Genomic DNA, 23,586 nt, shown 5'->3' with positions numbered 1-23,586 from the left:
GTGCCTCATGCGATGATGGCCCGCGTATCCCGAAAGCAAAGGAGCTTGTGATGGGGTTTGAGCGTATCGACGACCTGCTCAACGGTGTGACCGCCGACGGCACCCTGCATGGCGTGGCCGCCGCGGTGGTGGGCCGCGACGGTGTGCTTTACCAGGGTGCGGCCGGAGATGCCAAGCCCGACAGCATGTTCCGCAACGCGTCGATGACCAAGGCCGTCGCCACCACCGCCGCGCTGCAACTCGTCGAGCAAAGCCGCGTGCAGCTCGACGCGCCTGTCGCCTCGATCCTGCCGGAGTTCGGCGCGCTGCAGGTGCTCGACGGCTTCGACGGCGGTGAACCGGTCCTGCGCGCGCCCAAGACCCCGCCCACCGTCCGGCAGCTGATGACCCACACCGCCGGCTGCGGCTACCACTTCCTCAACGACAAACTCTTCACCTACTGCACCGGACAGGGCTTTCCCAACCCGCTGGAAGGCGTCAAGCGCAGCCTCAGCGCGCCGCTGGTCCACGACCCCGGCACGGTCTGGGAGTACGGCGTCAGCACCGACTGGCTCGGCCTGGTCGTCGAGGCAGTCAGCGGCCAAACACTGGCCGACTACCTCGCCGAACATGTCTACGGCCCACTGAAAATGACCGACTCCACCTTCATCCTCAGCGACGAACAGCGCGCACGGTTGCTGCCCATCCGTTTCCGCACCCCCGACGGCGCCCTCGTGGCGACCGACCTCGACCTGCCCGCCGAGTCGGAGTGGGACGCCGCCGGCCACGGGTCCTATGGGACCGTCGCCGACTACGGGCGCTTCATGCGCGCCTGGCTCAACGGCGGCGAGCTCGACGGCGCGCGCATCCTCAGAGAGGAGACCGTCGAGCTCGCGCTGCGCGATCACCTGGACGGGGCGTCGCTGCCCAAGAAGATGGAGCCGACGATCCCCGAGCTGGCCAAACCGGTCGAGCTGCTCGACGTGCCGCAGGGCTGGGGCCTCGGTTTCCACCTGTATCTGACCGACTTGCCCGGTATGCGCAGCGCCGGCTCGGCCGACTGGTCGGGGCTGTTCAACAGCTTCTTCTGGATCGACCGCAAGGCGGGCATCGGCGCGGTGATCGCCACCCAGCTGCTGCCGTTCTTCGACGACAAAGTGGTCGAGACGATCCTCGGCTTCGAGGCGGCGGTCTACGCGGAGCTCGGCGCGTCGGCCTCCTGAGCAGCGCCACCTTCTGATCCCGTCTGCCAGTTCGCATAGATCTCGGCAAGGAACTGTTCGACGGCCACGGCCGAATGTGCGGCGCGCGCAGAGCCAAACATATCGAAAGCGTGCTGAGCCAGCGGTAATTCGGCGTAGGCCACCGGCTGGGTACTGACGTCTTCCAGTTTCGCGACGAACGCCCGCGCCTGCTCGACAGGCACCAACGAATCGTTGGTCCCGTGCAGAACAAAGAACGGTGGAGCATCGGCGCTCACGTAGTTCACCGGCGAGGCGTCGGCGTACGCCTCGAAGTTCGTGGCATGCGATTGCTTCATAACCATCTTCTCGAGCAACTCCGGCATCGACGGATGCATCGCGTCGTCGAAGCGGGTGAAGTCGTAGACCCCGTAGAACGGCACGGCGGCCTGCACCCGGGTGTCGATGTCTTCAAAGCCCGGCTGAAAACGCGGATCGTTGGGCGTCAGCGCCGCCAACGACGACAGATGACCCCCGGCCGAACCGCCGGTGATCGCGATGAAGTCGGGGTCGCCGCCGTATTCGGCGATGTGCGTCTTCACCCACGCCAGCGCGCGTTTGACGTCGACGATGTGGTCGGGCCAGGTGTTGCGCGGGCTGTGGCGGTAGTTGATCGCTACGCAGATCCAGCCGAGCTCCGCCAGGTGGCTCATCAACGGATGCGCCTGCCCGCGTTTGTTGCCCGTCACCCAGCCGCCGCCGGGAACCTGAAAGAGCACCGGTGCCTTGCCGTTGCGGTCGAGATCCGGACGATGCCAGATGTCGAGATGATTGGCGCTGCCGTAGGGGCCGTAGCTGATGTTGCCGTCGTGGGCGTAATCGCGGTAGATCCGCAGCATCCGCAGTGCGCCGGGGCTTTTGGCGGTGCCCGCGCCGGCGGGTCGGCGCCACAGCCCTGTCGAATCGGTGCGGCGACCGGCACCCAGACCGCGGTCCAGTGCTTCCGTCAGCGGGGTACCGGCCTGATGCCCGGCACGGTTGAAGTTCAGCAGGCCCACCGCCGAGATCGCGGCCACCGCCCAGGCGATGATGCGCACCGGACGGGTCAGTCGGCGGCCGGTCAACGCCAGCCCGCCGAGCTGGCTGGCCAGCGCCTGCAGTGGCAGTTCGCTGACCACCAGGCCGTACCCGAACGAGGCCATCGACGGGTAGCCCTTACGCGCCAGCGGTCGGTATCCGTTCCAGGTCGACGCGGCGGTCATGGCCGCCACAGCTAAGGCCGCCACCTGGCGGGCGATGTGGAGAAGTCGATCCTTGCGCATTCGGTCACCTTACGAGGCGACGCTGACCTCGTCATGGGCCGGTCACCGCACAGGGTTCACGGCGCGAACCTGATTCGCGAGCGCGTGACAACCTCGGGGACCGCTTGGCGCTGACCCGTTGCCGCACAACATGTTCAGACGAGACGCCCAAGCTTCCTCAGCGTACCCGGTGTCGGCGTACGCGATTCGGACCAACAACCACGGCATTTACCCTAAGGTGGCAGCCGTGCGGCGGATCGATGTAGCTGCGAGGACGGTCCCGGGTCTGTGCAGTCGAACTCACAGACCGTGACCGAGCGTGTCCGGCCTGGGGAGTGGGCCGGTGGCATCGCCGACGAGCCGGCCCAGGTCCCGTCGGTTCGGATCGGCCGACGCTGGATCAGCACGCTGTGGGTGGTGCCGCTGACGGTTGCCGGGCTCGCCGTGGCGGTGGCCATAGCCCAGCACCTGCGCCAATTCGAGTGGATGCAGGAGTTCGTCCTGCGCTATCCGGGCACCGCAGCCACCCGCGGTGCGATCGAGTCGGGCTTTCCGGCGTGGCTGCGGTGGAGCCACCTGTTCAACATCGTCTTCATGATGTTCATCATCCGGGCTGGGCTGCAGATCTTGGCGGACCATCCGCGCCTGTACCTGAACCCGGGCAGCACGCCGGGTACCGCGTGGCTGCGGCTGCGCGGTCCGATCCCGCCGGATCGGCTCGATCCCGCCGACCCGACGAAAGGGTGGACCGCCAAGGATGACTCGGTGTCGTTGCCGACCTGGCTGGGCCTGCCCGGGATCCGCCACACCATCGGCCTGGCCCGCTGGTGGCACTTCACCTTCGACGGGTTGTGGCTGCTGAACGGGCTGGTCTTCTACATCTTGTTGTTCAGCACCGGACAGTGGCGGCGCATCGTCCCGCAGTCGTGGGACGTGCTGCCCAACGCGGCATCCACGGCCGTGCAGTATCTCTCGCTGGACTTTCCGGTCAACGAGGGATTCGTCGCCTACAACGGCTTGCAGCTCATCGCCTACTTCCTGACGGTGTTCGTATTCGCCCCGTTGGCATTCATCACCGGGCTGCTGCAGGCCCCGGCGATCGCCGCGCGGTTTGGCCTGGGCCGCGGACCGGCCAACCGGCAGGTCGCGCGCTCGGTCCACTTTCTGGTCCTGGCGTGGATGGTCATGTTCATCGGGGTGCACACGGTGATGGTGTACAGCACCGGGCTCATCGGAAACCTCAACCACATCGTGTTCGGCACCGACACCGACTCGTACTGGGCGTTGGTGATCTACCTCGTCGCGATGGCCGTCATCGCCGCGTTGTGGCTGCTGGCATCCCCGTTCACGCTGCGCTATCCGCGCATTGTTCAGCGCGTCGGACGCCACGCGGTCGGCTGGATCAAGGGGCTGATGGAATGGTTCCATCCTCACGCCGACTACACCGAGAAGGACATCTCACCCTACTTCTGGGCCAACGGCACACTGCCCACCTCACCGGAATATCGCCGCCTGCAGGCCGACGGCTGGCGCAGCTACCGGCTACGGGTCGGCGGTCTGGTCGAAAACCCCACGGAATTCAGCTATTCGGATCTGCTGGCGATGGACAAGCACGAACAGATCACCCAGCACTACTGCATCCAGGGCTGGTCGGGGATCGCCAAGTGGGGCGGGGCGCGGGTCTCGGATCTACTCGAGATCGTACGGCCGTTGCCGACGGCTCGGTGGGCGGTCTTCTATTCGCTGGCCGACGGCTCCGAACCCGGCGCCGGCCGCTACTACGACTGCCACAAGATCGAGCACATGCGCGACCCGATGGCGATGCTGGCGTACCAGATGAACGGCGAACCCCTCACCGAAACCCATGGCGCCCCACTGCGACTGCGCAACGAGGTCGAGTTGGGTTTCAAGCAGGTCAAATGGATCGCCGCGATCGAGTTCGTGGAGAGTTTCGAACACCTCGGTCTAGGCCAGGGCGGCTATAACGAGGATCACGAGTTCTTCGGCTACCGGATGCCGATTTAGCGCGATCCGCTAATACGGACCCAGCGTTGATCTTTCGCTGGTTTCACGCAACGGCGCTAACTCCTCGCGGCGGCCCGCAGCTGCTTGTCGATGCGCTTGACGAGCTTCGCATCGGCGACGATCTCGATCGTGACCGTTCCGAAATCGACTGCGCCAGAGGTGTAACGCCTCATCGTGGGCAGCTCTTCCGCAACCTCGACCATTTCGTCCATGAACCTCTCAATGCCCTCGAGCGGGACGGCCATCAGCTGCGAGCAGTCTCGCATGAGCCCGGTGTACGCCGAGGGCACGCTGGCGTCGCGGCACCGCTCAGCCAGGTCGAGATAGCGCTCGTAGAAGTCCATCAGCCGGTTGGCCACATGCAAGATCCCGTCGGCGTCGGCGTCGCTGTCGTCCTCGCCGAACACCCGCGTGAACGCCGGCGCTTCGATGAAGGATTCCAGTCGGCTGGTGAGCTCGGTCAGGTCAGCAATGCGATCCTCGACGAACGCGGCGACCTCCTTGCCGGTCCGCAGATACCGGCCCGCCGTTGACGAGTAGTGCAGTTCGCAATCGCGGATACGCGAACGCAGCTTTGCGGATCGCTGGACGAGTATCGACACGAAAACCCCCCAACGCCACTCCGCTGGCTTTTCGCGAAGCAGCGCATCGAGTTCCGCTGCGGTGTGGGCGATCGCAGCGACCCGAGGCTTCTCGTCGGGCGTGTCAGCCGGCGGTACCTCAGGCTGAGATGTGATCGACCGCATCAACTCGGCCCCTTCGACGCCGTAGACGCCCCTCTTGTCGCCGCGCGACGCCCAACGATGCTGTCGGTCGGCACGCAGAGCCAGGAGTTTGGCTTCGTCTGCTGCCTCGAGCCGGCGTTCCTGTTCGCGGCGGACAAGTGCGCGCACTCCGAAGAACAGCCCAACGGCAGCCGCCACTCCGAGGATGATCCAGTAGTAGGTGATGACCACCCAGATCAGGATCAGCACACCGAAGAACGCCGCTTCCCAGTCGGAATCTGAACCGCGACTGGCCATCATGACCGCCTGTGCCTGCTGACGAACACCTGTACGTCCCGGCTACAGCGGCTGGGTGGGACCGATGCTGCGTGCCCACTCGAGAACCGCCGGCTTAGCGTCCAGGCACAAGGTGTCGACCGCTGACACCAAGACGATCGCCGACTCCGCCGGTGCGAACCCCGTTCTGTCCAGCTTGCCCAGCACCGCCGGTGGTGGCACCCCGAAGCGCAGTTCGTGACAGATACCCTTGCCGATGTCGATCATGTCGGTGACCGAGTCGTAGTAGACGCCCATGTTGTCGAGCTGCATGAGGAAGTCGTACTGATCGGCCCGGGCCGGAACCGCCAGCGCCACTGCGCCGCACACCGCCCCTACAGCTGCTGCGATAACCCCACGTCCGCGCATCATCCCCCCTTGATTTGCGCTTCCGAGGTGACAGTAACCCCACCCACCGACAAGGCCGTCGCCGTCGTCACCCCGCGCCCAGCCGCTTACGGAGACTGTCGGTCGGCTGCCTGAGTGCGACGAAATCACCGCCCGGCAATGTTGCGGGACGCCCTGAACGCGTTCGCGAATAGGGCTGTGTGGAAACCGTCTTGGGATATCTTGGCGGTCCCCGACGAAGCGTGCTTTGGCAGTGCGCAAAGTGTTTTCAGCTTGGCACCGCCGGAAGAATGGCGCGAGTGCCGCGGCTATGGATCCACCGATTCCGCTCACGTGGCCGCTGGTAGGGCTGAATCGGGGCCGAAGCACTCGCGACCAGAAGGTCTGACCGAGCAAGAAACCGAGAACGCCGAGCTACGCCGACTCGACTACAGCCATATCCCACCCTTGCGTATCGCTGAACGGTACGCAGGTGGCAGGCGACGGCGGCGTTGATGGCTCGCAAAGTGACCGGCCTCCTAGAGGATGCGGCTGACGTCTAACCGCGGCGCAACCAACAAGCGCCACAACCAACCAGAGCGTCACCACCGATGCCCGCACAACGTGCACGTCCAGATGTCGTGCGTCACGCAGCAGCCCCGCGGGTCGTACCACGGCTCGATGTCGTCGAAACTCGAGAGCATCCCGAACAACGCCCGTTTCGTCCGCCGTCCGACACAGCGTGGACAGGCCGGATGCCGTGCGAACCTGTAATCGAGGAACGTCGCGAAACCGCCGTCGTGCATGGTGGTTTGGCACTGTGGGCACAGGACCGCGGGCCAGTCGACAGGTTCGCGTTCCGGTTCTTTGGGCGCTTCGACGGTCCAGATTGACACCGTTTCGCGCGCGTCCTCGCCACGGAGGTTCAACGCATAACCGCACCCGCTGCAGACGCCGTCTGACTTCAGCAGCACACGCGCTGCCGCCATCGACGAGCCACCGAACCGGTCCATCGCCTGGGCGCCGAACCGGTGGTCATCCAGCGCGCTCAACAACTCTGCTGCGGCGTCGCCCTCGAACAGCGCATAGGAGCCACGAACGTCGTCGAGCCCGGCGCCGACGCGAGACGACAGATCGACCATCGAGCGTCGCAGCCCGGCGATCGCCACCTCGACGCCGCCGACATCGTCGACCAACCCCACCTCGATCAGAACCAATCGCGGCTCGCAGTCGAGGGTCACCACAACACCGTCGCCGCGTCGCGCATCCGGCACGGCCGGCCACGGCCGATACTTCGACCGTGGATCCAGAAGGCTGATCACCGCGTCCTTCCACGGTGAGCCGACGACCACGTGAAGCCGGTCCGACACGAAATCAGTCGTCATCGAAACCCCCTCGCATCCCCTCAACGACGCTGAGGACCGAACTGTACGTGGGGACACCGACAACTCGCCGTCGCCGCAGCAGACTTGTCAGGGCCCGCGCGTAGCGTCCGCATCATGAGCGACGGACGCAGGCGACGCCAGGCCAAGCAAGCGCGACGAGATGCACGTCGACGGTCCACTCGGGAGCGGAGTACTGCTGACGAACCTCCGCTTGTGCCAGAGATACGCGACCTGCTTTCCAGGCCTCGACCTGCGCAGTTGCTCTGGTTGGCGAGCGCACTGATTAACGCGAGCTATTGCTTGAGCTCCTCGATACCGGCACGGGGGATGCGCTGCGCTGGAGCACAGCACGCGTTGAACAAGCATTGGGCGCAGCATCGGTCGATGACCGTTACATGCCAATCGGCAGTATCCTCAACGCGCCCGAGATTCTGCGAGCGTTCATCCCATTCGCTCACGCACAGAGTGGGATTCGCGCAGGTCTCACCGCAGAAGCAATTGCGGTGGTTGACCGGATGGCGCAGCCATACAAACGGCAAGTGCTGGAGCAAGCCGCAGAATGGCGCGAAGACTACGGTGCCGATGCGTCGTAGGGCACCCTGTCCGGCTATCCGCGCCGCCGCAGCGCAGCGCGCGCCAACACCGATGCGGCGGGGCTGATCCGGTCGCGCTGCCTCCAGTCCCTGAGTTGGCCCGAGACGTTGATGAGCGCAACGAATATCGGCAGGCGGTAGAGTTCGTAGCCCCGTACGGGCTCACCGTCCTGATGCCGCCAATCGAGTTCGGTTAGCGCAGCGGCGATCTCACCGACCGGCAGGTCATTACCACCGCTGCTACCGGCATACGCCAGCAACAGCAGGCTGGCCTGACCCTCGAACGTGCGCTCATCGGCGGGTAGCAATCGCGCAGCCAGGTGGTCCCACAGCAGCGCCGGATCGCGTTGGGCCGCCGCACCGGCCTTGGTCAACGACAAGACACCCTTGTGCTTGCGCAGCAGCCCCAGCGACTGCAGCGACTGTCGAAACTCCAACAGCGGCAGGCAATGCACCTCACGATTATTAGTGCCCGGCCAACTACCCATCGCCGGAACGACTTCCGTCGCTGTCCCCACGTCATCGGGCTTCAAATAGCCGGCCGACGTCAATGCAATCCCGCCGTCGGCGGCCCGGTCGAGAAACCACTGATACGCACGCAGCGACGCCGTCGTCTCGGCCTCCTCGACCGTCGTCGGCTCCGAGACCAACCGCGACACGCGCTCGACCAACCCCGCGCCGACGGGCGTGGGCTCCAGTCGGTACACCAGATTGGCCAGGCGGGCATCGACCCCCGCCTCACGCAGAAGAAAAAACGGACCGCGCAGTGCCGCGGTGATCCCCTCGGAATCGAACCGGGCAGGGTCGTCGAGTACCTGCGCAAGCTGCTCGGCGTCGGTCAGGCCGCCGCAGTCCTCCGGCGGTGCCGCGCGTTCGCCATGCTTCAACACCGCGGTGGGGGAGTCGTCGAGAGCCGACATCGCCTGCTCGAGCTGCAGCGTCAGCTCCCAGGAATCGCCGTAGTCGTAGACATAGCGCAGTGTGTCCCCCGGCTCCTGCAGCGTCTCGTCCAGTCGCACCTGCGACGCGCGCGGTCCGTCGTCGTCATCGAATTCCGGGTTGTCGGCGTCGTACTCGCACAAAAACACCTGGCTGCCCGGATCGAAAGGGCGGCCGCCCAACCCGAAGCGGTGCAGGTGATAGTCGTTCCAACTGAACGCTGCCTGCAAAACCTGATGGAGGACGTCCAACGTCACATCAGAGCGCAGGTCGAGCCGACGCCAGATCGGCGGGCGGGCGCCGTCGAGGTCGACCCGGACGCGATAGATCGCCGGCTCGGCGCGCGGCGGCCGAAGCAATTCCGGTCGTGGGGTGGCATCTGCACCAAACACAGGGCCACGGTAACCGGAAGACGCAAAAATTGTCGGTCGTCCGCTCTACCCTTCAACAGCGTGGGGGAACGCGATGACGATTTCGCCTGATGAAACGCCCCGGTTGGCCAACGCCGCTGAGCGCAGGGTCTACCAGTGCCTGCTCGAGCAGCTCGAACCCAACGATGCGGTGATCGCCGGCCAGCGCGTCACCGATCACCTCAAGGACCACGAGGTCGACTTCGTCGTCGCCATCGAGGGCGCGGGCATCGTCTGCCTGGAGGTCAAGGGCAGCGACGTCTGGCACGACGGCGAGTCGTGGTGGCAGCGCCGCCGCGGCCACGAACACAAGATCAACCCGGTGCGCCAGGCCCGCGAAGCCTGCTACGCGCTGCGTGAGTTCATCGAGAAAGACGACCGCTGGACCCAGGGCCGGCTGCGTTGGGACCACGTCGTCGTGTTTCCCAACGCCGAGATCGCCGCCGACTTCGCACTGCCGGAGTGCCCGCGCTGGAAGGTCATCGACCGCAACGACCTGGCAACGCTGGTCGACAAGCTGCGGTACGTGCTTGTCCGCCAGGAGCTCGATCGTCCGCTGCTGACCGCTGAAGGTGTCCAGCAGCTCTCGACGGCCCTGAGTGGCAGGGGATTACCGCAGCGCAGCATCGTCGCGCGCGCGTTGGCCAACGAGGACTCCGCCGATGCGCTCACCGAACACCAGGCCGTCATCCTCGACGCCATCCAGCTGCTCAACCGTGTGGAGATTCGTGGGGGCGCGGGCAGCGGCAAGACCTTCCTGGCCATGGAGCAGGCCCGACGGCTCTCGGCGAGGGGCCAGCGCGTCGCACTGGTCTGCTACTCGCACGGGCTGGCGTCGTACCTGGAGCGCATCTGCGCCACCTGGCCGCGACGCCAACAACCGGCGTATGTCGGGGAGTTCCATGACCTCGGCAAGCTGTGGGGCGCCCCGGAGGGACCCGACGAGTCGCTGCGCACCGAGGAGACCGTCCAGTTCTGGGAACAAGATCTTCCACTCCAGATGACCGAACTGGCAACACAACTCGAGCCGGGACATCGGTTCGACTCGATCGTGGTCGACGAATCCCAGGATTTCGCCGACGCCTGGTGGGATCCGCTGCTGGCTGCGCTCACCGACGACGAGTCCGGCGGCATCTATGTCTTCACCGACGAGGGGCAGCGGGTGTTCAACCGGTTCGGCGCACCGCCGGTTCCGTTGGTGCCGCTGCTGCTCGACCACAACCTGCGCAACACCCGCCAGATCGCCAATGCGTTTCAGCCCCTTGTCGATCACCCGATGCGCTACCTCGGCGGGGAGGGTCCCGCGGTGCGGTTCGTCGCCTGTGCGCGTGAAGACGCGATGGACGTCGGCGACGACGAGATCGAGCGACTCCTGGAGGAAGGCTGGCGCCCCGAAGACGTGGCGCTGTTGACCACCGGCAGCCGTCATCCCGAGCAGATCGAGCGCCAGAACGCGGGACACAAGGCCTACTGGGACAGCTTCTGGGACACCGACCAGGTGTTCTACGGTCACGTCCTGGGGTTCAAAGGCCTTGAGCGACGGGCCGTTGTGCTGGTCGTCAACGAGGAAGCCGCGTTCGACCGCTCCCGCGAGCGGCTCTATGTCGGGTTGTCCAGGGCCCGTGACCAATTGGTCGTCTGCGGAGATGCCGACTTCATCCGCGAAGTCGGCGGGCCCGATCTCGCGCGACGCCTGAACCTGGCGGCGAATTAGATGAGTGAGCGCGACCGCGTCCGTTGGGAGGAACGCTACCAAAGCCGCGCGGCACCGCCCGTGGCAGACGTGCGCATCCCTGCCGTGTTCGCTCCGTTCGAGAACATGTTCCCGACCGGCGGACAAGCACTCGACCTGGCGTGCGGGCTGGGCCAGACCAGCGTCTGGCTCGCCCGCCGCGGCATGGAGGTCTGGGGAGTCGACATCTCTACGACCGCCATCAGCCGGGCACGGGATCTGGCTGCGCGCAGGGCTGTCGGCGATCGGTGCCGGTTCGACGTCGTCGATCTCGACTCCGGGCTGCCCGCGGGCCGGCCCGCTGATGTTGTTGTGTGTCAACGGTTCCGGGACCGTCGACTCGACCAGACGATCATCGGACGACTGTCGCCCGGTGGGCTGCTAGCGATCTCGGCGCGAAGCGTAGTCGGCGCCGGCCCGGGGCCCTTCCGGGTGGCGCCAGGGGAGTTGACGACCGCGTTCGATCAGTTGCAGATCATCGCCGCGGGTGAAGGCGACGGCGAAGCGTGGCTGCTGGCCAAGAAACGCTAACCCGATTTCATTCTTTGCCTCGTAGATTTCCGTGCCTGGGTCGGAGCCCCAGCCAAGGACCTTCACGTTGCACCGGGGTAATGGGATCTGAGTGGTACTCTAATCCCATGGAGGCTGTTATCGATTCCGGTGGGCGCGTTGTCCTGCCTAAGCAACTTCGTGATGCATTAGGCCTGGCGCCCGGTACGAAGGTCGATATCTCTGCCTACGGCGGTGGAATACAGATCACTCCCGGCGGGCGAACCGCACGACTTCGGCGGGATGAGGACGGGCGCCTGGTCGCCACAGCCGACACCGTGGTCACCGACGAGATGATCTTCGCGCTCATCGATTCAGGACGGCGTTGACGCCAGCGCCTGTCACAGCGGTCGACACAAGCGTTGCAGTGCCGCTCCTCATGACTTCCCACCCGCAACACGCCATGGTTGCGGAGTGGGCCAAGGGGCGAACTCTTGCGCTTAGCGGTCATGCGCTGGTCGAAACGTACTCTGTGCTAACACGCCTTCCTGGCGACGCTCGTGTCGATCCTAGTGATGCCGCGGCATTGCTTGACGAGAATTTCCCCGCACCCGTACAGCTCGGTGCACGGGCCGCACGAGCCACCCATCGCGAGTTCGCCCGACGCGGGATCGCCGGCGGCGCAACCTATGACGGACTCGTTGCGTTGGCGGCTCGTGAGCACAGCGCAATCCTGGTCACCCGAGATGCGCGTGCCAGGTCGACCTACGAGGCGCTCGGGGTAAGGACCGAAGTGTTGGCAGTCGACATCGCGCCATGACGGCGTCTTAGTCTGGACGTGCCCATCGGGCACTATGGGTGCCGTGCCGCTCTCTGAAACGACGCTGCTCCGTGTGGCCGGGGACCTCGTCTACGGTCGAGGCGAAGACTACGTGCGCTATGTCCGTGGCTTGCGCATCACCGACGTCAAGGCCTACGCGTCGATCCAAGCCAAGAACGCCTACACCGTTGAGCTGGACTGGTCCGGTCCGCTACCCGACGGCGTCTGCACCTGCCCGCACAACGCCGACGGCAACTTTTGCAAGCATCTGGTCGCCGTCGGGCTCGCCGCGATTGACAGCGGGCGCGTCGCCGTCGACGACAAGGCCACCCCTGGGCTGGTGGCGGTTGTCGAGGCCATGAGCGTCGACGAACTGCGCCACCTGGTCCTCACGCTCGCACAACGCGACGACGGGGTGCGGCGCATGCTCGAGATCCGCGGCGCGACGGCCGCGGGCGACGACGCTCACGTGCAGGCCGAGTTGGAAGCGCATGTGCGAAACACGCTGACGTTCCGCGGGATGATCGACTATCGACGCTCCTTCGAGGTCGCGCAAGCGGCCGGTGAAATGCTCGACGAACTCGAAGATCACCTCGACACCGGCGCCGCCGAAGCCGCACGGCCGGCACTGCTGCGCGCGGTCACCCGGCTGCGCAAAATCATGGGGCAGGCCGACGACTCCTCGGGCTCGATCGGTTATGAATGCCAGCGGGCCGCCGACCTTTACGCACGGGCCTGTCGGCTGGGCAACCCCGATCCGGTCAAACTCGCCACCTGGCTGGTGAAATTCCGGGCGGACTCACCGGGATGGCCAAACGTCGTCCTGGCGGACTTCGTCGACGCGTTCGACGACAGTGCCCTGCAGACCTACCGTCGCGCGGTCGCGGCGCTGGACCGCAAGCTCGCAGATCGTAACCAGTGGGGGCGAATTGAGGTCGACGCGATGCTGCTTGAGCTTGCCGATCACGACGGCGACGTCGACCGGGCCGTCCAGTTACTCAATGAGCGGGAACACCCTCAGTACGGGGCCATCGTTGAGCGGTTGCGTGCCGCCGGGCGAACCGCGGATGCGCTGGAATGGATCGACCGCGCTGTTGCCGAGGGACGGATATCCAGCCACGGTGGCGGAAACGCACACTGGTTGAGCCCCGACGACGTCGCCGCGACGTACCAGGCACTGGGGCGCATCGACGACGCCGTCGCCGTTCTTCGTGCCGACTTCGTTAGGCAACCATCTGTCCAGAACTACCGCGTCCTAATGGATTTCGCGGCCGGCCTCGACCGCGCCGAGACCGAACGCGGCTGGGCATTCGAACACGCGCGAGAACTGGCCTCAGACCGCTTCGCCGCCGGCGCGCTTCTGGTTCAGCTCCATCTGAGCGAGGGCGACGTCGACGCCGCCTGGCAGGCCGCCGACCGGTACGGCCCCGGCTGGGCCTGGCGAGAACTGGCCGACCGAGGCGCCGAAGCCCGACCGGTGGCCGCCGCGGATTTGTATCGGCCGGAGCTGGAGAACGATCTGCGGTTCCCCAACTCCAAGCTCTATCCCGATATCGCCGCGAGGCTCGCCACGATGGCGCGGCTTTACGAAAAGGGCGGCTGCAGCGTGGATTTCGCGTCGTTCATCGCACAGATTCGCCAGGACTACGGAAAGCGGCCTTCGCTGATGAAAGCGCTGGACGCCAAGGGGCTCTGAACACTGCGCGGGCCGGAAGTAGCCTCCGCGAAGTCTGCACGAGGGTCGTATCGCGGCCCGGATCACAGCCCTGGCGCAGAATTCGACCGGCCGGCCTACGGGTACGGCCTATTCGTCGAGCCTGACGGCGCCGTCGCGCCACGCCTTCAACACATCCTCCGCCTGCGTATACACGTGTGCGCGCGCCGATTCGCGGTCGTGCCCCGACATGAGCAGGTCGTCGTAGTCGGTGTCGATATGGCGCACCGACGCCGCGACGGCCAGGCGCACCGCATCGGGTTCCAACGAGCGTCCCGCCGCGCTGCGTCCCACCCGACCGCTGCCGCGTGCCGCGGCGTGCAACGCGATCGCCTCGGCGCGCTCGGCCGGACAACCCGGAAACTGCTGGCGGATCGCCTCGGCGAACGCGCCGCGAAACTGTACATCCTCTTCGGCGCGACGGCTTTGATCGCGTTCCCTGCGACGGGCACGCGCGTCCGCGTCGGACAGGCACTCCTGGGCGGCCTGCTCGACGGCAGCCGGCTCCACCAGAACCCCCTGCCGCTCATACCGTTTGCGCCGCCTACTCCACCGCACGACCACCGCTGACAGTCGGCTGGCCTTGCGCGCGCGGCGCGTCAACGCCGCATCACCCGACGGCAGGAACTCCAGGTGGCCCAGATCAGCACAATCCAGGCACCACGCCCCGGCCTTGTTCTTGATAAGTAAGTCGCCGGGCTCGTCGCAGGCATCGCACGTCCACGCGTTGTGCGGCGAGATCACCACGATGTCTTGAGGCCGATGGCGCGGGCGCTCGAAGACGGGGTCAGACCCGTAGGCCGGCTCCCAATGGGTCCGGTAGGCGCGTTCGATGTCGGGGTCGCCGTCATCGGTGAATCGCAGATCTCGGTAGTCGTCCTCAGACGGCCTCAGCTCACGGTCTCGGGCCCACTGCTGCAACGCGGCCACCCCCGCGGCGACCTTGTCCGCATCGACCCCCATGCACCGGCCGAGCACCGGTACCCGCCCGTGCTCCCACTGCTCGACGTTGGACTGCGCGAGCCAACCCAGGCCGACGAGTATGTCGATGGGTCGGACGAATCCCTGCGCGGCCATCGTTGCCTCAGCGATTCGCGCTACCCGGGTTTCCAGCTTCGCCATGATGCCGTCCGCCTATCGCGCCGACCCGCCGCGCCCCTCATCGGTGATGATGCTCTGAAGAAGGTCCACGATCTGCTGTTGCCCAACGGCCATGAGGTCGAACTTGCCGCGTATCTCCACGAAGCCGTTGTCGACGTGGGTGCGGAGGTCGACGAAGTCCCGGCCATGTGCATTGAAGCTTGCCGCGGTGGACCTGCCGAAGTCGCGGATTTCCTCCCGGAACTCGGTGACGTCGCGGTCGGCGGCCCCGGCCAGCACCCGTGCGGCCGTCGCGTCCTGCTCGGTGGCGCGCACCCGCCCGGTCAGGTCCTGCACCTGCTCCTCGAGAGCGCTCACGCGTGATTCGAGGTCCCCGGAGTCCACGAGTCGAGCCTAGCGGCGATTTCCGGTCATCGAAGCACTGCTTTCGTCGCCAGGATCACCCCGCGCTGACCTCCGACCGCGACGTCTGCCGCCGATCCGTGTAGATCTCGGCGAGGAACTGCTCGACGGCGACGCCGAGGGCGGCGTGTGCGGCGCGCGCCGAGCCGAACATGTCGAAAGCGTGCTGGGCCAGCGGAAATTCGGCATACACCACCGGCTGGGTGCTGATATCTTCCAGTTTCGCGACGAATGACCGGGCCTGCTCGACGAGCACCAGCGAGTCGTTGCGGCCGTGCAGCACAAAGAACGGCGGAGCATCAGCGCTCACGTTGTTGACCGGGGAGGCTTGGGTGTAGGCCTCGAAGTTCGTTGCGTGGGGTTGTTTCATGACCACCTTCTCGAGTAACTCCGGCATGGACGTATTCATCGCGTCGTCGAAGCGGGTGAAGTCGTAGACCCCGTAGAACGGGACGGCGGCCTGCACTCGGGTGGTCGACGTCTTCGAAACCCGGCTGGTAGCGCGGATTGTTGGGCGTCAGCGCCGCCAGCGACGACAGATGTCCACCGGCCGAGCCGCCGGTGATCGCGATGAACTCGGGATCGCCGCCGTACTCGGCGATGTGCGTCTTGACCCACGCCAGCGCCCGCTTGACGTCGCCGATGTGGTCGGGCCACGTGTTGCGCGGGCTATGTCGGTAGTTGATCGCCGTGCAGATCCAACCCAGCTCGGAGTTGCTGTTACCTCGGAAGCGCACAATTAAAGGGGCATCGACACTCCGCTCCCACAGGCGTCGCACGACCCGCCGACCCGGGTGGTGGACAACATCGACGGGATGCTCACACGTCCGATATGTCGTGGTTTGCGCCGGACGTCATGCGGACGTTGTGAACATTTCTCTTGGTGGCGCGACTTCTCTTGGTATGCAGTCGCGCCGGCGGTCAGGCCGCCCGGTGTCCTGGGGGTGCTGGTCCGCCGGGCTCGCTGGCTCTTGGGCCTGACCGCGCGGCGCCGGATTTGTCTTCGGCGATGTGGTCGTCGTTGGCTGATTCGGTGTCGGTTTCTGTGCTGCCGGTGTCCTTGCCGTTGAATGGCACTGGGGTGTGCGGCGCGGTATCGCCCGTGTCTGTGTCATCGGCCGGTGCCGTGTCTTGCGGTTTCGTGCCACCGGCTTCGGTGTCGTCGAGCGGCGCTGCGGTATCTGATTTCCCGCCGCCGGTTTCGGTGTCGTTGGCCGGCGCTCCGGTGTCTGGGTCGAGGTTTTCCGTGCAGTCGGCGAGCTCGGCATGCAGCTCCCCGTCGCCAACTACGGCGTCGTCGACCAGAACCGCGGGGCTGGGTTTGACGTTGGTGGATTGGTTTTCGGGTTCGTCGTCGGGCCGCAGGAGGCGTTCGGGTCGGTGGTAGAAGTTGAGTCGGGCTTGGCCGGTGTCCAGGTTGGATGGTGGTAGCCATTCGACTTCGCCGCGGTCGTTCATCCGGGTGGTCCAGCCGCCGTCGGTGTCGACGCTGCGGTTGTGCGGTCCGCAGGCCAGCCCGAGTTCGTCGACGTTGGTGTTGCCGCCGTCGGTCCAATCCGCCACCACATGATGGGCTTGACAACCGTATGCGCCGACCGTGCAGCACGGTTTGGTGCATCCGCCGTCACGCGCGATCAACATGATCCGCTGCGTCGGCGAGGCGGTGCGCTTGGCGCGGTACAGATCCATCGCTGATCCGGTTGCTTTGTCGAACACCGCCAGATAGTGGTTGGCGTGCGCGGCCAGCCGGATCACATCGGCGATCGGCATGACGGTGCCGCCGCCTGTGGTGCCGACCCCGGCGCGAGACTCCAAGTCCTGCAACGTGGTTCGGATGATGACCGACACCGGCAGCCCGTTGAGCCGGCCGAGTTCACCGCTCATCAACGCGATGCGCCCGACGGCGACCAGCGCATCGTGCTGACGTTGGGCCAGGGTGCGGTGGTCGTTGTCGATCTGGGCCTGCGTCGGTGTGCCCGACGTGCACGGTTCGGGATCGTCGGTGTTACACATGCCAGGTGCGGCGTACTTGGCGAAGATCGCCTCCCACACCGCCCACGCCTCCGGGGTCAGCATTGCGCGCAGTTCCACCATTCCGTCGGCGCCCTGTGGGGACTTCCTGACCCCACGCTTGCGGGCCCGGTCGACGTCGGTGGGCTCCGGTCCGTCCTGATCCAGCAGAAACAGCGTCAGGTCAGCGGTGTCGGTGAGTTCTTTGGGCCCGACTTTGACCGCCGTACGCACCAGGTCGACCTCGAACTGGTCGCGGGTGGCCGCATCCACCCATCCCGGTAACTTCGCCACCGATTTGCGGATGACCTCGACGTGTTCGGCGTTGATCAGCCCGTGCGCTTGAGCGGCGGCGGTGGCGGGTAACGCCGGCGGCAGCAACGGACCCGTCACCGACTGGCGCGGCGCCAACAGTTCGGCTTCCGTCAACCGCCGGTTCGCCTCTTTCGTCGAGATCCGATAGCGAACCCGCAGCACTTCTTTCCACGAGCACGCGCCCATCTCTGCCGGCGTCGTCTCGCACCGCAGACGCGCCAGCAAGCGGTGGCTCATCGTCGGCAGCTGACACGACAACGTTTCCACCTCATCGAGAGCGGCTACCAGTTCAGGGCGGGTCAACAGGTCCAGATCGCACGCCGCCACCTCTTCATAGGCGGCGCGCAACCCGGCTATCGCCGCCTGCAGCCCGTTTCCCGCCATAGTTCGAACATACATTCGAGGACCGACAAATCCGGCCCCTCCGCCGCGGATTCAAACCGGAGCCACCGAGGTAGGTGCGCGGGACCGCACCGCACCCAGTGTGTTCGCCCGGCCTGGACCGGATCTTCCACGTTATCGGGGGTGCTCCGAGGTATCTGCTGGCCGACAACGAGAAGACTGTCACGACCGGACACATCGCCGGGGTGCCGGTGCGCAACCGGGCAGCGGTGAGCTTCGGGCGCTATTACGGCATCTCGGTACTGACCTGTGAGCCCGCCGACCCGGCGTCCAAGGGGCGGGGTGGAAAACGCCGTCAAACTCGCCAAAGCCGACATCGTGCCTACCGAGACGAACCTGCTACCGCAATACGACAGCTTCGGCGACGTCGAAGCAGCCTGCGCAGTTCACCGCCGAGATCAACGCTCGGACCCACCGCGCCACCCCGGGCAGCCTGGCCATAGACGACAGTCATTTCCCTGATCACCGCGACAAGGTGCCCGGTGATTACCGCGTGCGGGCCCGCACCGTCAGTGAGCAGACCTTCTTGGCGCTGGGCTCTGGTGCGGGGGTACGGCTCAAAGAAGCTGCCGCCGTCGGCACCGAACGCATCTTGCAGAAGATGGTCCACGGCGTCGAGCCCTCGGCGTTGGCCGGCCGCGCTGATGTGGGCTGGGCGCTCGGGCACGCCGCGGTGCACGGCGGCTTCGCCACCGGCGATCTGGACTCCCAAAGGGCTGAACCACACTCGCCGCGGCGCCGACGAAGACACCTCCCTGGCGCAAGGCATCCGTGGATGGGACCTGTTCGGCCGTACCGTCATCGACGCCGGCACCGGCAAGACGTTCTTCCTCGAAGCGTTGGGACGGAAAGTCATTGAGGCCGGGATGCCGGTCGCGTGGTTCACCCTCGAACAGATCGGGGTGCTGCTGCGCGCGCATCACGCTGATGACTCCCTGGGCAAGGCCGTGGCCAAGATCGTGCGCGCGGAACTCGTCGTCATCGATGACGTCGGGCTGTTGCCGGTCGGCGCCGATGTCGCCGAAGGGCTCTACCGCATCGTCGAAGCAGCCTAGCGGCAGCTCGGTGGCGATCTCGTCGAACCTGCATCCCAGCGGATTCGATGAGCTCATGCCCAAAACACTGGCCACCGCCACCGTCGACCGGCTGCTTGCACCACGCGCACCTCTGCCAAACCAGAATCTGCCCGTGAGGGTGTGTCGGCCACCGGTGAGTTCAGGTCAGGTCAAGGGGTGGACTCGTTTCCCGTGCGGAGCTTGGGCTAGGCGTACGGAGTTCCGACGCGTCGAGCGCACAATGCATCTCCATCGTGTCGAACGCACGCGCGCCCAGCGCTAGAACAGCGTCATCTGCCGCGTGTCGGCGCCGAACTTCTGAGGTATCGGCCGCTGGCGCACCCGCACCGGCCACCAGAACCACCGCCCCAATAGTGCGGCAATCGACGGTGTCATGAACGCCCGCACGATCAACGTGTCGAACATCAGCCCCAACGCGATCGTCGTCCCGACCTGCCCCAGTACCCGCAAATCGCTGAAGATGAACGACGCCATCGTGAACGCGAACACCAGACCCGCCGCCGTCACCACCGAACCGCTGCCCGCCATCGCGCGGATGATCCCGGTGTTGATCCCGGCATGGATCTCTTCCTTGAACCGGGAGACCAGCAGCAGGTTGTAGTCCGATCCCACCGCGAGCAGCAGGATCACCGCCAACGGCAACACCACCCAGTACAACTGGAATCCCAGGATGTGTTCCCACACCAACACCGACATCCCGAACGAGGCACCCAACGACAACGCCACCGTGCCGACAATCACCAACGCCGCCACCAGACTTCGGGTGATGAACATCATGATCAGCAGAATGAGGCTGAGCGCGGCGATCGCTGCGATCAGCAGATCGTAGTGCGCCATCTCGGCGATGTCCTTGTACGTCGACGCCATCCCACCGATGTAGATGCTGGAACCCGCCAACGGCGTGCCCTTGACCGCCTCCTTGGCCGAGTGCCTGATCGCCTCGATGTGCGAAATACCCTCCGCCGTCGCCGGATCCACGTCATGGGTGATGATCATGCGGGCGGCCTTGCCGTCCGGCGACAGGAACAACTTCAGCCCACGCTGGAACTCCGGGTTGTCGAACGCCTCCGGTGGCAGGTAGAACGAATCGTCGGTGTCCGACGCGTCATACGCCGCACCCAACTCGGTCGCGTTCTCCAGCGCCGCCGCGCTCTGATCGTAAAGACCCGACGTGGTGGCGTGGTTGGTCAACGTCAGGTCGCGGTTGGTCTGCTGCGAGGCGATCTGCGGCGGGATCAACGCCAGCAGCTTGGGCTGTAGCTGATCGAGTTTGGCGATGCTGCCCGACACGTCCGCCAACTGGTCGGTCAGATCGTTGATGCCGTCCAGCGCGTCGAACAGCGACCGCAGTGCCCAACAGATCGGGATGTCGTAACAGTGTGGTTCCCAATAGAAATAGTTCCGCAGCGGCCGGAAGAAGTCGTCGAAGTTGGCGATCTTGTCACGCAGATTCTTCGCCGTGGCCACCGTATGCGCGAACGCCTCGCTCTGCTCGTGTGTGATGGCGCTGGACTGCTGCTGCAACGCATACTGCTGGCGCAGGATGTTGATCGAGTCGTTGATGACGCCCACCTGCCGCACCAGATCCGCGGCGCGGTCCTGCTGGAACGGCAGGCTGTTGATCTGCGCCGCGCTCTGCGCGCTGAGCTGGAACGGGATCGACGTGTGGTCCAACGGCGTGCCCAACGGCCGCGTGATCGACTGCACCTGCGCGACACCGTCGGTGTGAAAGACGGCCTTGGCCACCCGTTCCAACAGGATCATGTCGGTGGGATTGCGCAGGTCGTGGTCGGCTTCGACCATCAACAGTTCAGGGTTCAGCCGCGCCTTCGAGAAGTGCCGTTCGGCGGCGGCGTATCCCACGTTCGACGGCGCATCATCGGGCATGTACCGGCTGACGTCGTAGCTCACGTTGTAGCCCGCCAACGCCGCCAGCCCGATGAACGCCAGCACCATCGTGGTGACCATGATCGGTGCCGGCCAGCGGACAATCGCCGTCCCGATCCGCCGCCAGCCCCGTTTGGCGGTATGGCGTTTGGGATCCAGCAGACCGAACCGGCTGCCCACCACCAACACGGCCGGCGCCAGGGTCAACGACGCCGTCAGCGCGACGAGCACCCCGATCGCGGCCGGGATCCCGAGGCTCTGAAAGTACGGCAGCCGGGTGAACGACAGGCAGAACACCGCCCCGGCGATCGTCAACCCGGAGCCGAGGATCACGTGCGACGTGCCGCGGTACATGTCGTAGAAGGCGGCCTCCCGGTCCATGCCTTCGTTGCGCCGCTCGTGATACCGCCCGAGCAGGAAAATGACATAGTCGGTACCCGCGGCGATCACCAACAACGTGAGGATGTTCGTCGAATACGTCGACAGCCCAATGACTCCGGTGTTCGCCAAAAACGACACGATCCCGCGCGCCGCCGACATCTCGACGAGCACTGTGATCAGCGCGATGATCATCGTCACCGGCGAGCGGTAGACGATCAACAGCATCGCCGCGATCACCCCGACGGTCAACATGGTGACCATCGCGGTACTTTCGTTACCCACTTCGAACTGATCGGCGATCTGGGCCGCCCCGCCGGCGACGTAGGCGTGGATACCCGGTGGCGCAGGCGTTTTGGCGATGATGTCGCGTAGCGCGTCGACCGACTCCAACGACAACGCCTCGCCCTGGTTGCCGGCCAGGAACACCTGCACGTAGGCGGCCTTGCCGTCGGGGCTCTGCGATCCGGCCGCGGTCAGCGGGTCGCCCCAGAAGTCCTGCACGTGCTGGACATGTCGGGTGTCCTCGGTGAACCGCTTGACCAGCTCGTCGTAGTAGCGATGCGCGTCGGCGCCCAGCGGCTGGTCTCCTTCGAGCACGACCATCGCCGCACTGTCGGAGTCGAACTCCTGGAACACCTCGCCGATGCGCTCAAAGGCCTGCAGTGACGGGGCATCCGGGGAGCTCAGCGCGACATTCTGTTCTTCGCCGACCTCTTCGAGCTGTGGCACAAGCACGTTCGTCAGGGCAGCGACGGCCAGCCAGAACAACACGATCGGCACACAGAGCCGACGAAGCCACTTGGCGACGTTGTCCGTCTTCGTCGGCGTCTCGGCGAGGTGGGTGCTCATCCGGACTTGTCCAAGCAGAAGGTGAAGGCGTTCAATGCGTTGGCCGTTCTCTCATCCTTGACGACGTCGTCGATCGTGATCCGGCAGCTGATGGAGTCGCTGTCACCTTGCGCGGAGATGTTGACGAAGACGGCCGGTTGCGTGGTGGTCGCGTCGTACGCCCACGGCAGCGTCGCATTGTCGACCCGCTGCGGCTGAGCGTCCACATCGAGGTAGGTGATGGTCGCGGACGCGCCGGGGGCGCCGAACACTTCCAGCACCACGTGCTTGGGGTTGAACGGCACGATTTCGTTGGCGGCCCCGCTGGGCGTGGAGGTGACGTCATGGCTGCCGAAGATGCCGTTCAGCCGGTAGACCGCGAACCCGGATACCGCGACGACGAAGATCGCCACCAGCAGCATCCACCGTCGCATCAACCGGCTTCCAATCGAAAACCGCTGCATCCGTGATCCTTCCGACCCGTGATGACTCGATGACGGACGGTTTGCCAGCCCCTTGGCTCCATATCAACCAGGTTGACAGTACGGTACGGGACCGGACTAGATCAACCCGCGCGAGGGCGGTGATGATTCCCGGGCGTCAGGAGTTGTGACGGGTGAGGCTGGGGATGAGCACGTTGTCGACGAGCTGTTGCACGGTGCGCCGTGATGCCGCTCGACCGGTGAGGACCGAACGGAAGATGAGGTAGCCGGGCAGCACGTCCCACAGATCGTCGGTCACGGCGGACGCGTCGATTTCACCGCGGTCAACGGCGCGGGCGAGCACACGGGCCATGAGGGCTTTTCGCTGGTCCAGGAACTGTTCCTGCAACATCTCGGCGAGCTTGTCGCTTCGCGAGATCTCGACGAGAACCGCCCGGATGGTGCTGGCGTGTGTGCTGACGTGAGCGCGGATGTGTTCGCCGAGGCGCAGCAGGTCGCCGCGTAGCGTCCCGGTATCGGGGTCGACGGTGACCTGTCGGGTGCCCTCGACGAACGCGGCCAACACGAGTTCGGCCTTCGTCGGCCACCGCCGATAGAGTGTGGCCTTGCTGGCGCGCGCCGTGGTCGCCACGACGTCGACGCTCAACCGGTCATAGCCGTGTTCGCGCAGCAGCTCCAGCGTCACCGCCAGCAGTTCGGCTTCGCGCGGCGACCACGGGGAGTCCCCGTCGCCCCCGGAACTGCGAATCACCAGACCAGCGTACGGCCGTTGAAACTCGCGGTGGTGGCGTTGCCGATCCTTGAAG

General features: G+C 65.7%; 18 protein-coding genes and 4 pseudogenes. 10 read left to right on the top strand and 12 right to left on the bottom strand.

Annotated elements, in window-relative coordinates:
• Positions 1 to 50 precede the first annotated feature (50 nt).
• A complete protein-coding gene (locus K3U96_RS22240) occupies positions 51 to 1,202 on the top strand; it encodes a serine hydrolase domain-containing protein (RefSeq protein WP_220691114.1) in 1,152 nt (383 codons plus the stop codon).
• On the opposite strand, the gene K3U96_RS22235 is transcribed toward K3U96_RS22240, so the two are convergent.
• The gene (locus K3U96_RS22235; protein ID WP_220691113.1) at positions 1,172 to 2,482 is read right to left on the bottom strand and encodes an alpha/beta hydrolase; all 1,311 of its coding nucleotides are present in this window, start codon (positions 2,480 to 2,482) and stop codon (positions 1,172 to 1,174) included. The two genes, K3U96_RS22240 and K3U96_RS22235, sit on opposite strands and share 31 nt — an antisense overlap.
• 288 nt (positions 2,483 to 2,770) lie before the next feature.
• On the opposite strand from K3U96_RS22235, the gene K3U96_RS22230 reads away from it, so the two are divergent.
• Positions 2,771 to 4,486 carry a molybdopterin-dependent oxidoreductase gene (locus K3U96_RS22230; protein ID WP_230982248.1) on the top strand — a complete coding sequence of 572 codons (1,716 nt, stop codon included), beginning with the start codon at positions 2,771 to 2,773 and terminating at the stop codon, positions 4,484 to 4,486.
• Positions 4,487 to 4,542: 56 nt separating this feature from the next.
• Here K3U96_RS22230 and K3U96_RS22225 read toward each other — a convergent pair whose 3' ends face one another.
• From K3U96_RS22225 to K3U96_RS26975, 3 genes are all read right to left on the bottom strand, one after another.
• Positions 4,543 to 5,511: a hypothetical protein gene (locus K3U96_RS22225; protein WP_230982247.1), complete on the bottom strand. Its 969-nt coding sequence runs from the start codon at positions 5,509 to 5,511 to the stop codon at positions 4,543 to 4,545.
• 39 nt (positions 5,512 to 5,550) lie between these two features.
• The gene (locus tag K3U96_RS22220; RefSeq protein ID WP_230982246.1) at positions 5,551 to 5,844 is read right to left on the bottom strand and encodes a DUF732 domain-containing protein; all 294 of its coding nucleotides are present in this window, start codon (positions 5,842 to 5,844) and stop codon (positions 5,551 to 5,553) included.
• Between the two features lie 611 nt (positions 5,845 to 6,455).
• Positions 6,456 to 7,238 carry a hypothetical protein gene (locus tag K3U96_RS26975; RefSeq protein ID WP_230982245.1) on the bottom strand — a complete coding sequence of 261 codons (783 nt, stop codon included), beginning with the start codon at positions 7,236 to 7,238 and terminating at the stop codon, positions 6,456 to 6,458.
• Between the two features lie 296 nt (positions 7,239 to 7,534).
• Between K3U96_RS26975 and K3U96_RS22210 the strand changes: the two genes are divergently transcribed.
• Positions 7,535 to 7,831, top strand: coding sequence for a hypothetical protein (locus K3U96_RS22210; RefSeq protein WP_220691110.1), 297 nt, complete (start codon positions 7,535 to 7,537; stop codon positions 7,829 to 7,831).
• 14 nt (positions 7,832 to 7,845) lie between these two features.
• On the opposite strand, the gene K3U96_RS22205 is transcribed toward K3U96_RS22210, so the two are convergent.
• A complete protein-coding gene (locus K3U96_RS22205; RefSeq protein WP_220691109.1) occupies positions 7,846 to 9,162 on the bottom strand; it encodes a plasmid pRiA4b ORF-3 family protein in 1,317 nt (438 codons plus the stop codon).
• Positions 9,163 to 9,235: 73 nt separating this feature from the next.
• Between K3U96_RS22205 and K3U96_RS22200 the strand changes: the two genes are divergently transcribed.
• From K3U96_RS22200 to K3U96_RS22180, 5 genes are all read left to right on the top strand, one after another.
• The gene (locus K3U96_RS22200; protein WP_220691108.1) at positions 9,236 to 10,894 is read left to right on the top strand and encodes an NERD domain-containing protein; all 1,659 of its coding nucleotides are present in this window, start codon (positions 9,236 to 9,238) and stop codon (positions 10,892 to 10,894) included.
• On the top strand, positions 10,895 to 11,443 hold the full coding sequence (locus K3U96_RS22195) for a class I SAM-dependent methyltransferase (protein WP_220691107.1): 549 nt from the start codon (positions 10,895 to 10,897) through the stop codon (positions 11,441 to 11,443). It begins immediately after the preceding gene.
• Between the two features lie 107 nt (positions 11,444 to 11,550).
• Positions 11,551 to 11,790: an AbrB/MazE/SpoVT family DNA-binding domain-containing protein gene (locus tag K3U96_RS22190; protein ID WP_220691106.1), complete on the top strand. Its 240-nt coding sequence runs from the start codon at positions 11,551 to 11,553 to the stop codon at positions 11,788 to 11,790.
• Positions 11,787 to 12,221, top strand: a complete 435-nt coding sequence (locus tag K3U96_RS22185; protein WP_220691105.1) for a type II toxin-antitoxin system VapC family toxin — start codon at positions 11,787 to 11,789, stop codon at positions 12,219 to 12,221. Before K3U96_RS22190 ends, K3U96_RS22185 begins: the two co-directional genes overlap by 4 nt.
• A 43-nt stretch (positions 12,222 to 12,264) precedes the next feature.
• A complete protein-coding gene (locus tag K3U96_RS22180; RefSeq protein ID WP_220691104.1) occupies positions 12,265 to 13,917 on the top strand; it encodes an SWIM zinc finger family protein in 1,653 nt (550 codons plus the stop codon).
• A 108-nt stretch (positions 13,918 to 14,025) separates the two neighbouring features.
• Here K3U96_RS22180 and K3U96_RS22175 read toward each other — a convergent pair whose 3' ends face one another.
• From K3U96_RS22175 to K3U96_RS22160, 4 genes and pseudogenes are all read right to left on the bottom strand, one after another.
• Entirely contained in the window at positions 14,026 to 15,057 is a 1,032-nt protein-coding gene (locus tag K3U96_RS22175; protein WP_220691103.1) for a DUF2293 domain-containing protein, read from the bottom strand.
• A gap of 12 nt (positions 15,058 to 15,069) precedes the next feature.
• On the bottom strand, positions 15,070 to 15,420 hold the full coding sequence (locus K3U96_RS22170) for a hypothetical protein (RefSeq protein WP_220691102.1): 351 nt from the start codon (positions 15,418 to 15,420) through the stop codon (positions 15,070 to 15,072).
• Between the two features lie 55 nt (positions 15,421 to 15,475).
• Positions 15,476 to 16,151: pseudogene (locus tag K3U96_RS22165) on the bottom strand (alpha/beta hydrolase fold domain-containing protein); the annotation flags it as partial.
• 565 nt (positions 16,152 to 16,716) lie between these two features.
• Positions 16,717 to 18,162, bottom strand: a pseudogene (locus K3U96_RS22160) (HNH endonuclease signature motif containing protein); the annotation flags it as partial.
• A gap of 55 nt (positions 18,163 to 18,217) precedes the next feature.
• Here K3U96_RS22160 and K3U96_RS27115 point away from each other — a divergent pair.
• Together K3U96_RS27115 and K3U96_RS26970 are read left to right on the top strand one after the other, a co-directional pair.
• A pseudogene (locus K3U96_RS27115) lies at positions 18,218 to 18,799 on the top strand (IS21 family transposase); the annotation flags it as partial.
• Between the two features lie 172 nt (positions 18,800 to 18,971).
• Positions 18,972 to 19,357: pseudogene (locus K3U96_RS26970) on the top strand (ATP-binding protein); the annotation flags it as partial.
• Between the two features lie 142 nt (positions 19,358 to 19,499).
• On the opposite strand, the gene K3U96_RS22150 reads toward K3U96_RS26970, so the two are convergent.
• The 3 genes from K3U96_RS22150 to K3U96_RS22140 form a co-directional block, all read right to left on the bottom strand.
• On the bottom strand, positions 19,500 to 22,358 hold the full coding sequence (locus K3U96_RS22150) for an MMPL/RND family transporter (protein WP_220691101.1): 2,859 nt from the start codon (positions 22,356 to 22,358) through the stop codon (positions 19,500 to 19,502).
• Complete coding sequence (locus tag K3U96_RS22145; protein WP_220691100.1) at positions 22,355 to 22,801, bottom strand: MmpS family transport accessory protein; 447 nt, start codon at positions 22,799 to 22,801, stop codon at positions 22,355 to 22,357. Before K3U96_RS22145 ends, K3U96_RS22150 begins: the two co-directional genes overlap by 4 nt.
• 136 nt (positions 22,802 to 22,937) lie before the next feature.
• A complete protein-coding gene (locus K3U96_RS22140) occupies positions 22,938 to 23,531 on the bottom strand; it encodes a TetR/AcrR family transcriptional regulator (protein ID WP_069406947.1) in 594 nt (197 codons plus the stop codon).
• Positions 23,532 to 23,586 lie beyond the last annotated feature (55 nt).

Source organism: Mycolicibacterium holsaticum DSM 44478 = JCM 12374 (assembly GCF_019645835.1).
GTDB classification, from domain to species: Bacteria; Actinomycetota; Actinomycetes; order Mycobacteriales; family Mycobacteriaceae; genus Mycobacterium; species Mycobacterium holsaticum.
The sequence above is the reverse complement of the archived record's forward strand: the minus strand, read 5'-3'. Positions and strand labels throughout refer to the sequence as shown.